This window comes from Paenirhodobacter sp. (genome assembly GCF_047600745.1).
In the GTDB taxonomy this organism is placed as follows: Bacteria; Pseudomonadota; Alphaproteobacteria; order Rhodobacterales; family Rhodobacteraceae; genus Rhodobacter.
The window spans coordinates 1409768-1421970 of sequence record NZ_JASGKI010000004.1 but is presented as its reverse complement, the minus strand read 5'-3'; the positions used below and the strand labels follow the sequence as shown (position 1 = coordinate 1421970).

Below are 12203 nucleotides of genomic sequence, written 5' to 3'. Positions count from 1 at the left end.
CATGACGACCGGCGGGCGGCGATCCGGCCCGGCGTCTGGTCCGATATTGACGAACATTTAGGGAACATTTACCTTGCACCACATGGCAAGACCCCTTCAGGACAAACTGGCGATCCTTTCGGATGCCGCGAAATACGATGCTTCCTGCGCTTCTTCCGGCGGGAAACGGGATGCTTCGGGCGGGAGCGGGATCTGTCATGCCTATACGCCGGACGGGCGCTGCATCAGCCTGCTGAAGATCCTGATGACGAATTTCTGCATCTTCGACTGTGCCTATTGCATCAACCGGGTGTCGTCGAATGTGGAACGCGCGCGGTTCTCGGTCGAGGAGGTCGTGACGCTGACGCTGGACTTCTTCCGGCGGAATTATATCGAGGGGCTGTTCCTGTCCTCCGGCATCATCCGCTCGCCGGATCAGACGATGGCGGATATGGTGCGGATCGCGCGGAGCCTGCGGCAGGACCATGGTTTCCGGGGCTATATCCACCTCAAGACGATCCCCGATGCGAGCCCGGACCTGATCCGGCAGGCGGGGCTATACGCCGACCGGCTGTCGATCAATGTCGAGCTGCCGCAGGATGCGGGGCTGCGCCGCTTCGCGCCGGAAAAACGCCCCGAGACGATCCGCGCCGCGATGGCGCAGGTGCGGCTGGAGGGGGAGGCCGCGAAGGAGCGCAGCCATACCGGCAAACGCCCGCCGCGCTTTGCCCCCGCCGGGCAGTCGACGCAGATGATCATCGGCGCGGATGGTACCGATGACGTGACGATCCTGACCAGCGCGACCCGGCTTTATACCGGCTACAGGCTGCGGCGGGTCTATTACTCGGCCTTCTCGCCGATCCCGGAGGCGTCGGCCGCGCTGCCGCTGATCCAGCCGCCGCTCATGCGCGAGCACCGCCTGTATCAGGCCGACTGGCTGCTGCGGTTCTATGGCTTCACGGCGGAAGAGATCGCAACGGGCACGCAGGCCGGGCATCTGGACCTGGAGATCGACCCGAAGCTCGCCTGGGCGTTGCAGCACCGGGGGCTGTTTCCGCTGGACGTGAACCGCGCGGGCAAGGACATGCTGCTGCGGGTGCCGGGGTTCGGCACGCGGACGGTCGCGCGGATCCTCGCCGCGCGGCGGGGGCGGACGCTGCGCTATGAGGATCTGGCGCGGATGGGGGCGCTGATGAAGAAGGCGCGGCCCTTCGTCACCCTGCCGGGCTGGTCACCCGGGGCCTTGACCGACAGCGCCGATCTGCGCGCGCGGTTCGCGCCGCCGCCGGAGCAGTTGCGCCTGCTATGAGCTATGCGGTCACCCTGCCGGAGCGGGGCCTGTCCGGGGCCTGGCGCGCGGCGGCGCGGATCGCGATCAGCCACCGGATCGCGCCCGGCGATCTGGAGTGGAGCGGGGAAGGCGGGCTCTTCGCCGCGGAGCCGCTGCCGGGGGCGCCCGGCCCGCATCGGGTGCAGGTGCCCGCGGGGTTTCTGGATCTGGCCGGGACGGTGATCTGGCATGCCGCGCCCGAACGGTTTGCCCTGCTGTATCAGGCGCTCTGGCGGCTGGACCGGCGGGAGGGCGATCCGCTCGGCCCGGCCGATCCCCTGGGGCGGCGGCTGGGGCTGATGGCCGGTGCGGTGCGGCGCGACATTCACAAGATGCACGCCTTCGTGCGGTTTCGCGAACTGCCCGGGCACCGCTTTGCCGCCTGGTTCGAGCCCGAACACCATACGCTGGAACCCGGCAGCGCGTTCTTTGCCCGCCGGTTCGCCGATATGGATTGGCTGATCGCCACGCCGCGCCTGACCGCGCGGTTCGAGGCGGGGCGGCTGAGCTTCGGCCCCGGCGGGCAGCGCCCCGATCTGCCGGAAGATGCGTCGGAAAGCCTCTGGGCCACCTATTTCGCCCATATCTTCAACCCGGCGCGGGTGAAGGTGCAGGCGATGCGGTCGGAGATGCCGAAGAAATACTGGAAGAACCTGCCGGAAACGCGGCTGATCCCCGGCATGCTGAAGGATGCCGAGGCGCGGGTGGAACGGATGCGCCGGGCGACCAGCGTGCCGCGCCCCGGGGCGGCGGCGGTCTCGGCCCGGGTGCGCGCCACGCTGTCGCAGGCGTCGGAAAGGCCCGGAACGCTGGACGAAGCCCGGGCAGGGGCGATGCACTGCCGCCGCTGCGGGCTGTGCGCGGCGGCGACGCAGACCGTCTGGGGGGAGGGCGCGCCGGGGGCCCGGCTGATGCTGGTGGGCGAGCAGCCCGGCGACCGCGAGGATCTGGAAGGCCGCCCCTTCACCGGCCCGGCGGGGCAGTTGCTGCGCGCGATGATGGCGGAGGCGGGGCTCGATCCGGCGGCGGTCTGGCTCACCAATGCGGTGAAGCATTTCAAATTCGCTCCGCGCGGCAAGCAGCGCCTGCACCAGAACCCCGATCGGGGGGAAATCGTGCAGTGCCGCTGGTGGCTGGGGCTGGAGCTGGCCTTTGTGCGGCCCGCGCTGGTGATGGCACTGGGCGCATCCGCCGCCTTTGCGCTGACCGGGGATGACGCGCCGCTCGGCCCCCGGCGCGGCGGGATCGAGACCGGGCTGCATGGCGGGCCGGTGCTGATCAGCGGGCACCCGTCGGCGATCCTGCGGCAGGGCGACGGGCGGCTGCGGGCCGAACTGGTGCGGGATCTGCGCCGCTGCGGGAACCTGACCGGCCTTCGGGCGTTTTCAACCCGGGATCAGGATCCCGGACGATCACAGAAGGAGAACGCCAATGGCCAATAGTTCGGAGGACATCCGCGCCTCGATGGAACAGCAGATCGCCGATCTGAAGAAGGAGATGGCGAAGATCAGCAAATCGCTCGCCGCGCGGGCCTCGGATATGGCGGATGAGGCCGGGGAGGCCTTCGACGAAGGCAAGGGCCGCGCGCGTCAGGCCGTGTCGCAGGTCCGCGATCAGGCGCAGGTTGCCGCCGGGGCGATGCGGGAAAACCCGGGCACGGCGGCGACGGTGCTGTCCACGGTCGGGCTGATGGGGCTTGCGGTCGGCTTCGTGCTGGGCGGGGCCTTCTCCGGCGGTCGCCGCTAGACGACCGCCTGTTCGAGGAAGGGCCTGCCCTCGGCGATCCGCTCATAGCGCATCTCGCTCAGGTCGATGCTGCGAAAGCCGCCGTAGGTGATCAGTTCCATCACCGCGCGGCCGACGGCAGGCCCCTGTTGCAGCCCGTGGCCGGAAAATCCGTTCTGGAAGATGAAGTTGCGGATTTCCGGATGACGGCCGACGATGCCGTTCTGATCGAAGGTGTTGTAGTCGTAATGCCCGGCCCAGAACCGCACGAGCTTCAGCGCCTCGAACTGCGGCGAACGGGCGGCGAGGGCGGGCCAGATCTGGTTCTCCCATTCCGGATGATCGGGGGCGAAATCGTCATGGGGGGCCGGGGCGTCATTCTCCGGCACCCCGCCGGCGAGGAAGAACCGCCCTTCGGGCCGGCACCAGGCGCCGCTCGGATCCACCATCAACGGCAGGCGGCCCTGATTGACGCGGGCGCTGCCTTCGGGTGTCTGCGCGGCGTCATAGACGAAAAGCGTGCGTTTGCGCGGCTCGACGGGAAGGGCGATGCCCGCCATCGCCGCCACCTGCCCGCCGCGCGGCCCGGCGGCATTGACCACCGTGCCCGCGCCGAGGGTGGCGCCGGAGGCGAGCCGCACCCCCGTGACCCGGTTCCCCGCGCGGGTCATCCCCACCACCTCATCCGTCACGATAGCGGCGCCAAGCGCGCGGGCCTTGCGCCGCGCACCGGCCATGATGCCGGTATTGTCGAACCAGCCCTCGCCGCTCAGCCCATAGGAGGCGAGCCGGATGTCATCGGTATTCAGATGCGGGAAGGCCCATTTCAGCCGGTCGGCATCCCACAGTTCCACCTCGGCCCCCGCCGCGCGCTGCACGTCGTGGTTCTCGCGCAGGATGCGGGCCTGATCCTCGGTATTGGCCAGGAACAGATAGCCGCCGGGGTGGAAGCCCAGGCCGGGGCGGTCGCCGTCCACCTCCATCAGGGTCGGGAAATCGCGGATGAACTCGGTGCCGAACAGGCCGATCTCCACATTCGCCCGGTTCGAGAACTGCACCCGGATCCCCGCCGCCGATAACGCGGAGGAGGAGCGGGCATAGCTCGGGTCGCGCTCGATCAACACGATCGAGCCGTCGAAATCCGGGTTGGCGGCCAGCCAGTAGGCGGTGCAGGCGCCCATCACCCCGCCGCCCACGATCACCACATCATAGGAGTCACGCATGGAATGCCTTTCGCGGGGGAGGGGCGTCAGTCGATGTCGAAGACCACGCCTTGGGCCAGCGGCAGCGCGCGGGAATAGTTGATCGTGTTGGTGGCGCGGCGCATGTAGCCCTTCCACGCGTCCGAGCCGCTTTCGCGCCCGCCGCCGGTTTCCTTTTCGCCGCCGAAGGCACCGCCGATTTCCGCGCCGGAGGTGCCGATGTTGACATTGGCGATGCCGCAATCCGACCCCGCCGCAGAAAGGAAAGTCTCCATCTCCCGCAGGTCGAGCGTGAAGATCGACGAACTCAGCCCCGCGCCCACGGCGTTGTGCTCGCGCAGCACCGCGTCGAAATCGCTGTAGCGCATGACGTAAAGGATCGGCGCGAAGGTTTCGTGCAGCACCGGGCCGGTCTGGGCGGGCATTTCAACAAGGGCGGGGCGGGCGTAGAAGGCCGTTTCGGGGCCAACCGTTTCGCGGCTGCCGCCATGCACGGTGCCGCCCGCCGCCCGCGCGGCATCCAGCGCCGCCTGCATGCCGTCAAAGGCCGCGCGGTCGATCAGCGGGCCGACCAGCGCCTGTGTTTCCAGGGGGTTGCCCACCGTCACGCTGGCATAGGCGCGGATCAGCCGGGGCACCAGCGCGTCATAAACGCTGTCATGCACGAAGAGCCGCCGCATCGTGGTGCAGCGCTGCCCCGCCGTGCCCATCGCGCCGAAGGCCACCGCCCGCAGTGCCATGTCCAGATCCGCCGAGGGGCAGACGATCCCCGCATTGTTGCCGCCGAGTTCGAGGATCGTGCGCCCGAACCGCGCCGCCACCTTCGGCCCGACGCTGCGCCCCATCCGGGTCGAGCCGGTGGCCGAGATCAGCGCGACATCGGGGCTTTCGACCAGAACGTTGCCGACCTCCGGCCCGCCGATCAGCACCTGCGACAGCCCCTCCGGCGCGCCCTCGAACCGCGCCAGCACGCGCGCGAGGATCGCCTGACAGGCAAGCGCGGTCAGCGGGGTCTTTTCCGAGGGTTTCCAGATCACCGGATTGCCGCACACCAGCGCCAGCGCGGTGTTCCACGACCAGACCGCGACGGGGAAGTTGAACGCCGTGATCACCCCCACCACGCCCAGCGGATGCCAGGTCTCCATCATCCGGTGGCCGGGCCGTTCGGTGGCGATGGTCAGGCCGTAAAGCTGCCGCGAAAGGCCGAGGGCGAAGTCGCAGATGTCGATCATCTCCTGCACCTCGCCCTGACCTTCGGACGGGCTCTTGCCCGCCTCGATCGAGACCAGCCGGCCCAGGCGTTCCTTCTCCAGCCGCAGTTCGGCGCCCAGAAGCCGCACCAGTTCGCCGCGCCGCGGCGCGGGCACCACGCGCCAGTCGAGAAACGCCGCCCGGGCCCGGGCGATGGCGGCGGCGGCGGTTTCGGGCGTGTCGGTGGGCAGCGTGGCGACCTGCTCGCCTGTCACCGGGCTGAAGCCGGGCATCGTGCCGCCGGTGAACAGCGCGGGATCGACACCGATTTCGGCAAGCAGGGCGTGGGTCTGGGCGGCAAGGCTGGGCTGGGTCATCGGGGATCCTGTGCGCGGGGCATGTGTGATTCTGCGCCCAAGGTGCCAGAGGGAACCGGCGGGTGCCAATTCCAAATCAACCCGATGTCATTCCGGTTTCACATGAGACCCGCCCGAGGTCACGCAGACCCGATCCCCGGCGTTTCCTTCGGCACTTTGGCGGTGCCCCCCGCGAGGATCGGATGTCCGTCCACCACCGGAAAGGCCGCTTTGGCCACATCAGCTCGCAGGACCGATCGCATCAGGGGGTGCCGCCTTTGTCGAGGAGGAGGACGAGAAGGGCGAACCAGCCCGACAGCACCAGCCAGGCCAGGAGCGCGAAACGGCCGTTCCAGAGCAGGGTGACCTCGCGCGCGCTGCGGTTGACCAGATCGCCGACGATCATGGATGAAGCGGTCATCGCCGAGGCGTTGATCGTGAGCGTCCAGCCCGCCATCAGCGCCAGCGCGAGGATGTCGCGCGGAACCCCCGGTGCCGGAACCGCCGCCAGCGCCGCGCCGAGGATCGAGACCGTGACGATCGGGTTCAGCCCGGCGAGCCCCGCAAGCAGCACCAGCAGCGTGAAATACCCCGGCAGCAGCAGCGCATGCAGCGGCACCGCCATCAGCGCCGCGCCCATCACCGGCGGCGGCACCAGCGCCGAGAGCAGCGTGCCGATGAACCCGGCGGAGGAGAGGATCGCGATCTCGGTGCGGAAGCGGGGGAAGGTGCGGGTGCCCTCGCGCACCAACCGCCGCCCGATCAGCCGCGCGGCCATGGGCGCCGGAAACCGCCGGTGCTGCGCCGCGAGCCAGATCAGCCCCGCCAGCGGCAGCGCGGCCAACACCGCGCGGTTCAGCGGCAGCCCCGCCAGACCCTCGATCGAGAGCGCAAGGGCGAAGATCCCCAGCACGATCCCGATCACCCCCGCCAGCGCGCCAAAGCCGCGTTGCCGGGGCACCGGCGGCAGCAGATGCGCCAGATGCCGCGGCGCGGTGGCATGGTCGAGCGCCCAGCCGAGGACGAGCACGATCCCCCCGGTCATCAGCCCAAGCCCCAGCAGCCGGAGCCAGTCCACCCCCGGCAGCACCGTCAGCAGCACCACCATCGCGATGGAAATCGGCGAGCCGAGCGGCGTCACCGAAAACCCGCGCAGGAGCGGCAGCACCATCCGCCGCTCGCGGATCGTGCGGATATGTTCATGCCCACCGGCGGAGGCGAGCGTGTTGCGCTGCCGGATCATCAGGCCGAGCAGGCTCAGCACGCCCATGTTCAGGATGATGCCGAACAGATAGCCCCCCAGCGTCAGCAGGCCATAGCGCCGCGCGGGCATCTGGTCGATGAAGAACCCGGCACAGCGGCGCACCAGGGCCGAGCGGCGCGCGGGTTCGCGCAGGAAGAACTGATTGGCGAAGAAGGTGGCGAGGAACACGCCCTGATCCAGCGCGCGGCCGAGCGCCGCCATGTCCGCCGCGCCGCGCAGCAGGGCAACCGCCGTCATCGCCGCCGCGATCAGCACCATGATCCGGCCATTGCGCTGAATCGCGCGCCATTCGAGCGCGAGATAGACGAGCAGCAGCCCCCGCGCCAGCATCCGCAGCGCGGGGGTGGGGAACAGCGCCTCGATCATGGCCAGCAGGATCAGCGCGATCAGGGCGACCGCGCTGATCCTGCCGGGCCGGCCGCGGAGCGGGGGGAGGACCGTCATCCGCGGCACTTCGGGTCTGGCTCAGCCCCGCTCCGCCGCGGTGTCGCGGGCGAAGTAGAGGTCGTGCAGCCGGTCGAGATCCACATCGCCGACACTCTCCGACAGCATGACCTTGCCGCCGCGCACCAGATAGACATGATCGGCGATCTCCAGCGCCTTGTGGGTGTTCTGCTCGACCAGCACGATCGTGCGGCCCTGCGTCTTCAGCCGGGCGATGATGGCCATCACCTCGTCGGTCAGCAAGGGCGACAGGCCGAGCGAGGGTTCGTCGATCAGGATCAGCTTTGGCTCCTCCATCAGGCCGCGCCCCATCGCCAGCATCTGCGCCTCGCCACCCGAAAGCGAACTGGCGAGCTGATGGCGGCGCTCCTTCAGCCGGGGGAAGATGTCATAGGCCATGTCCAGATTGGCCCTGGCATTCGCCCGGCAACGCTTGATGAAGCCGCCGATCAGCAGGTTGTCCTCGACCGTCATGTCGCGAAAGATCATCCGGCCCTCGGGGATCATCGTCACCCCGTCCTCGACCAGCTTCCAGGTCTTCATGTTGGTCGTGGGTTGCCCGGCAAAGCGGATCTGCCCCTGCTTGACCGGGATCAGCCCGGTGATGGCGCGCAGAAGCGTCGTCTTGCCGCCGCCGTTCGGGCCGAGGATGCAGGTCACCTTGCCTTCCTCGGCGCTCAGCGAGATGTCCCAAAGCACGTTGATCGCGTCATATCCGGCGCGAACCTTGTCGATTTCAAGCAGCATCGCCACCGGTATAGCTCCTGATAACTTCGGGATTGCGGAAAACCTCGTCCGGGCTGCCATCGGCAATCAGCTTGCCGAAGTTCAGCACCAGCACGCGCGGGCAACTGTTGGAGATCGTCTCGATGTCGTGTTCCACCATCAGCAGCGCAACGCCGAAACGTTCCCGCGCGGCGTTCAGCGTCTTCATGAAGGCGCGCTTGCCGGTGGTCTCCAGCCCGCCCAGAACCTCGTCGAGCATCAGCAGTTTCGGCGAAGTGGCCAGTGCCTTGCCGACCTCCAGCGCCTTCTGCTCCGTCAGCGCGAGAGAGGTCGCCGCATCGCGGTTCGCCTTGTGGCCAAGCTGCGTCAGGTCGAGGATCTCGTCGATCCGCTCCGGGTCGCTGTGGCCGGTGCCGAAGCGCTGCGCGACGATCAGGTTCTCGCGCACCGTCAGTTCGTGCATCGGCTGCGGCACCTGAAACGCCCGGCCGATGCCAAGGCGCGCGCGCTTGTAGATCGGCGTGCCGGTCAGGTCGTGGTCGAGGAAGGTGACCTTGCCTTTGCTCGGCCGCGCAAGGCCGGAGACGACGTTGAAGAGCGTCGTCTTGCCCGCGCCATTCGGGCCGACCAGCCCCATCACCTCGTGTTCCTTCAGCGCGAAGCTGACATCGGAAACCGCGACCAGCCCGCCGAAGGTGACGGTCACATGATCAAGGGTGAGCAGCATGTCCGGCCTCCTTGGTGAAGCGGCGCACGAGCCAGGGCAGCAGGCCGCTCGGCGAGAAGATGACGATGGCGACGAGCAGCGCGCCGAGGATCAGCTGATGACCCGAGGGCATGATCGCCTTGAACACGAACTGATCCACCAGATAGACGACCACCGCCCCCGCCGCCGGACCCCAGAGCGTCCGGTAGCCGCCGAAGATCGCCGAGACGATCGCGAGCGTCGTCCAGCTGCCGTGGAAGGCGTAATCGGGTTCGAGGAAGTTGATGTAATGCGCGTTGAACGCCCCCATCGTCCCGGTGAGGAAGGCCGAGAGCATCAGCACCGCCGCCTTCATCCAGGTTGCGTTGACGCCGACGACAAGGGTCGCATCCTCGCTGTCGTGCATCGCGCGCAGCGCCAGCCCGCCCGCGCTGCGCCGGATCGCCCAGTAGATCAGCACCATCAGCAGCACGAGCGTCAGCACGACGAAATACCCGCCGAGCCGGGAGCCGAAATCGACGCCGAACACCGTGGGCAGCCGCGGGATCGACAAAAGCCCGCCCGCGCCATTGGTCAGCCAGCGCATTTCGATGGCGAGGATGCGGAAGATCTCGGCGAAGGCCAGCATGGCCAGCGCGAAATAGGGCCCGCGCAGCCGCAGCGTCGGCATCGTCAGGACGGAAACCGCCCCCGCCACGATCCCGCCCGCGAGGATCGCCGGGAACACCGGCAGCCCGAGCCGCATCACCAGCAGCGCCGAGGCATAGCCGCCGACCCCGAAGAACGCCGCATGACCAAAGGACACCATGCCGCCGAGGTTGCCCAGCATCGCCCAGGCCACGGCCACCCCCGCCACGGTCAGCGCCGAGACGATGATGCCGATGACATAGGTATTGCTCCCGAAGGCGAGGGGCACCGCCAGATAGGCCAGCGCCAGAAGAACGATCAGGGAAAGATGTTTCATCATCCGCGCCTCTTTGCACGCCCGAACAGGCCCGAGGGCATGACGAGCAGGACGACCAGGAACAGGACCATCGCGACCAGCCCTTGCAGCGCCGAGGACCACAGCGTCGCCGTCAGGCTTTCGGCCACCGCGATCAGGATTGCGCCGACCAGCACGCCGGGAACAGAGCCCAGACCCGCCAGCACCGTGATGATGAAGGCCTTGACCGTCAGCGCATGGCCCAGCGAGGGTTCGATCACCTTGCCGGTATAAAGGGCGATCCCCGCGATGGCGGCCAGCAGACCGGCCAGCGCGAAGGACAGGATTTCCGTCATGCGCGGGTCGATGCCCATCAGTTTGGCCGCGTCGCGGTTCGACGCAACCGCGCGCAGCGCCCGGCCATACCAGCTTTTCGACAGCCACCACCAGATCGCGCCGATGACCAGCACGCCGACGATGCCGAACAGGATTTCGGAATTCATCGCGAACAGCGTATCGCCGATGATCACCGCGTCCAGATACCAGCTCGAACTGGTCGAACGGATATCGGCGGACCAGGCCATCAGGATGCCATTGGTCAGGATGATCGCGATGCCGAAGGTGAGGATCAGGGAGTTGATCTCCCGGTCGGTCTTGATCCGGGTCAGCAGCAGATAGACGATCACGCTGGTCAGCGAAACGATCGCCACCGCCAGCGGCAGCGCCGCGACCGGATCCAGCCCGAACCGCGATTCAGCCGTATAGGCGATATATCCGGCCAGCAGCACCAGTTCGCCATGGGCCATGTTGATGATGCGCATGGTCCCGAAGACCAGCGCCAGGCCCAGGGCGATCAGCGCGTAATAGGCGCCCGCCAGCAGCCCGGAAAAGATGGATTGAGCAACGAGGTCGAACATTCGGCATATCCCGGTTGTGGGGTTACCAGGGCACGGCCGGGAAAAGCGGCTTTGCGGTGGCGTTTTCCTCGGGCCAGACGATGGCGATGGCGCCGTTCTGATGCTGGGCCATGCGGTGGGCGAAATTGGCGTTGTCGCCGGTTTCGTCGAAGATGACCTGACCGATCAGCGTGTCATGCGGCCCCTTGCGCAGCGCCTCCTGTACCCCGCCGGAGTTCAGCGTGCCCGCGTCATAGGCCTCGGCGACGGCGTTATACAGCAACAGCCCCTGCACATAGCCGAAGGTGCCCAGATAGTCGGGTTCCTTGTCGAACATCGCCTTGTAGGCATCGGCGAAGGTCTGTTCCTCGGGCTTGGTGAACTGCGTCGGGAAGGGCAGGGTGGCGGTGCCGTAGGTGGTGTTCACCAGATCGGGGAAATCCTGCCACATTTTCGGCGTGGCCAGCGACCAGGTGCCGATCACCGCCTTCACCCCGGGCTTCAGAACCTTGGCGGCGCGGATGATGCCGACATAATCGTTTTCATAGCCGACCATGACCAGCGCGTCGGAGCGGTCCTGGAGCTTGATCTTGTGCAGGATCGGCTTGAAATCGGTGATCGCCGGGTCGAAGGAATGCACCGTGACCTTCTTGCCCTGCGCTTCCCAGGCCTCCTGCATGATCTGGCCGACTTCCTGCGTCGCCTCGCGGGTGGAGACGACGAGCGAGATCTTTTCGACGCCCAGATCATTGACAAGCCCGATCACCGCCTTGGCATAGCCCGTGGCATTGCTGATCCGGAAGAAGGTCTTCAACCCGCGATGCGCCAGTTCCGTCGCCACGCCGCCCGAGGTCATGTAGACCTTGCCCAGCCGTTCCGCCGCCTCCGAGGCCGGGCCGATGATGTTCGAGCCGTAGCCGCCGGTAAACGCGACCGCGCCCTCGGCATCCAGCTTCTCGATCGCGGCGACGGCCTTCGCGGGCTGGCTTTCGTCGTCGATGGTGATGATCTTGATGGTGTGCTTGCCGTTGGTCTCGTTGAAGACCTTGGCCGCGACCTGAAGGCCCTCGTTCATCCCGGTGCCGACCCGGGCAAGCGCGCCGGTCAGCGGGATCTGCGAGCCGATGACCAGTTCCGCCGCCTGGGCGCCGCCGATCCCCACCGCAAGGGCCAAAACAGAGGCCGCCATTCTTTTCAACATCGGAGTCTCCCCACCTCTCTGGATGTGACGGAGTGCGCCCGGGCCGATGCCCGCTGTTCCTCCGCCCATGTCGTCCCATGCCCCGCACGGCAAGGTGCGGGCCATTCTCGTCACATCGAAAGAAAGATCACTTTGCCCCCAAAGGGGTTTCGCCACGCGGACCTTGCCTGTTGATTTTGGCGTCCCTTCCGCTCGGCGGCCTCCCAAAGCGCGCCTCTCTCCCCACCTGATGCCTGCCATGGCGAAAAGGCTGAGTCAACA

At 67.7% G+C, this 12203-nt stretch carries 11 protein-coding genes; 3 read left to right on the top strand and 8 right to left on the bottom strand.

Features of this window, described 5'->3' with window-relative positions:
- Positions 1-82: 82 nt before the first annotated feature.
- Genes QM789_RS15675 through QM789_RS15665 form a run of 3 tightly spaced genes read left to right on the top strand, consistent with a single transcriptional unit; the run spans position 83 to position 3055 of the window.
- Positions 83-1288 (top strand): putative DNA modification/repair radical SAM protein, encoded by a 1206-nt coding sequence (locus QM789_RS15675; RefSeq protein WP_420352779.1) that lies wholly within the window; start codon positions 83-85, stop codon positions 1286-1288.
- The gene (locus QM789_RS15670; RefSeq protein WP_420352778.1) at positions 1285-2751 is read left to right on the top strand and encodes a UdgX family uracil-DNA binding protein; all 1467 of its coding nucleotides are present in this window, start codon (positions 1285-1287) and stop codon (positions 2749-2751) included. Before QM789_RS15675 ends, QM789_RS15670 begins: the two co-directional genes overlap by 4 nt.
- The gene (locus QM789_RS15665) at positions 2741-3055 is read left to right on the top strand and encodes a hypothetical protein (protein WP_420352777.1); all 315 of its coding nucleotides are present in this window, start codon (positions 2741-2743) and stop codon (positions 3053-3055) included. Before QM789_RS15670 ends, QM789_RS15665 begins: the two co-directional genes overlap by 11 nt.
- Here QM789_RS15665 and QM789_RS15660 read toward each other — a convergent pair.
- The 8 genes from QM789_RS15660 to QM789_RS15625 form a co-directional block, all read right to left on the bottom strand.
- Positions 3052-4257 carry an NAD(P)/FAD-dependent oxidoreductase gene (locus QM789_RS15660; protein WP_420352776.1) on the bottom strand — a complete coding sequence of 402 codons (1206 nt, stop codon included), beginning with the start codon at positions 4255-4257 and terminating at the stop codon, positions 3052-3054. The two genes, QM789_RS15665 and QM789_RS15660, sit on opposite strands and share 4 nt — an antisense overlap.
- 26 nt (positions 4258-4283) lie before the next feature.
- A complete protein-coding gene (locus QM789_RS15655) occupies positions 4284-5804 on the bottom strand; it encodes an aldehyde dehydrogenase family protein (protein ID WP_420352775.1) in 1521 nt (506 codons plus the stop codon).
- A gap of 241 nt (positions 5805-6045) precedes the next feature.
- Complete coding sequence (locus tag QM789_RS15650; protein WP_420352774.1) at positions 6046-7491, bottom strand: hypothetical protein; 1446 nt, start codon at positions 7489-7491, stop codon at positions 6046-6048.
- Positions 7492-7512: 21 nt separating this feature from the next.
- Complete coding sequence (locus tag QM789_RS15645; RefSeq protein WP_420353324.1) at positions 7513-8238, bottom strand: ABC transporter ATP-binding protein; 726 nt, start codon at positions 8236-8238, stop codon at positions 7513-7515.
- Complete coding sequence (locus QM789_RS15640; protein ID WP_420352773.1) at positions 8228-8944, bottom strand: ABC transporter ATP-binding protein; 717 nt, start codon at positions 8942-8944, stop codon at positions 8228-8230. Before QM789_RS15640 ends, QM789_RS15645 begins: the two co-directional genes overlap by 11 nt.
- Positions 8928-9887, bottom strand: a complete 960-nt coding sequence (locus QM789_RS15635) for a branched-chain amino acid ABC transporter permease (protein WP_420352772.1) — start codon at positions 9885-9887, stop codon at positions 8928-8930. The genes QM789_RS15640 and QM789_RS15635 overlap by 17 nt, the downstream gene beginning before the upstream one ends.
- The gene (locus QM789_RS15630; RefSeq protein WP_420352771.1) at positions 9887-10762 is read right to left on the bottom strand and encodes a branched-chain amino acid ABC transporter permease; all 876 of its coding nucleotides are present in this window, start codon (positions 10760-10762) and stop codon (positions 9887-9889) included. Before QM789_RS15630 ends, QM789_RS15635 begins: the two co-directional genes overlap by 1 nt.
- Positions 10763-10784: 22 nt before the next feature.
- Positions 10785-11942, bottom strand: coding sequence for an ABC transporter substrate-binding protein (locus QM789_RS15625; RefSeq protein WP_420352770.1), 1158 nt, complete (start codon positions 11940-11942; stop codon positions 10785-10787).
- Between the last annotated feature and the right edge of the window lie 261 nt (positions 11943-12203).

Coding starts and splice junctions, on each gene's coding strand:
- QM789_RS15650 (WP_420352774.1), bottom strand. CDS start 7,491: ATGACGGTCCTCCCCCCGCTCCGCGGCCGGCCCGGCAGGATCAGCGCG.
- QM789_RS15640 (WP_420352773.1), bottom strand. CDS start 8,944: ATGCTGCTCACCCTTGATCATGTGACCGTCACCTTCGGCGGGCTGGTC.
- QM789_RS15665 (WP_420352777.1), top strand. CDS start 2,741: ATGGCCAATAGTTCGGAGGACATCCGCGCCTCGATGGAACAGCAGATC.
- QM789_RS15660 (WP_420352776.1), bottom strand. CDS start 4,257: ATGCGTGACTCCTATGATGTGGTGATCGTGGGCGGCGGGGTGATGGGC.
- QM789_RS15625 (WP_420352770.1), bottom strand. CDS start 11,942: ATGTTGAAAAGAATGGCGGCCTCTGTTTTGGCCCTTGCGGTGGGGATC.
- QM789_RS15670 (WP_420352778.1), top strand. CDS start 1,285: ATGAGCTATGCGGTCACCCTGCCGGAGCGGGGCCTGTCCGGGGCCTGG.
- QM789_RS15655 (WP_420352775.1), bottom strand. CDS start 5,804: ATGACCCAGCCCAGCCTTGCCGCCCAGACCCACGCCCTGCTTGCCGAA.
- QM789_RS15645 (WP_420353324.1), bottom strand. CDS start 8,238: ATGCTGCTTGAAATCGACAAGGTTCGCGCCGGATATGACGCGATCAAC.
- QM789_RS15675 (WP_420352779.1), top strand. CDS start 83: ATGGCAAGACCCCTTCAGGACAAACTGGCGATCCTTTCGGATGCCGCG.
- QM789_RS15630 (WP_420352771.1), bottom strand. CDS start 10,762: ATGTTCGACCTCGTTGCTCAATCCATCTTTTCCGGGCTGCTGGCGGGC.
- QM789_RS15635 (WP_420352772.1), bottom strand. CDS start 9,887: ATGAAACATCTTTCCCTGATCGTTCTTCTGGCGCTGGCCTATCTGGCG.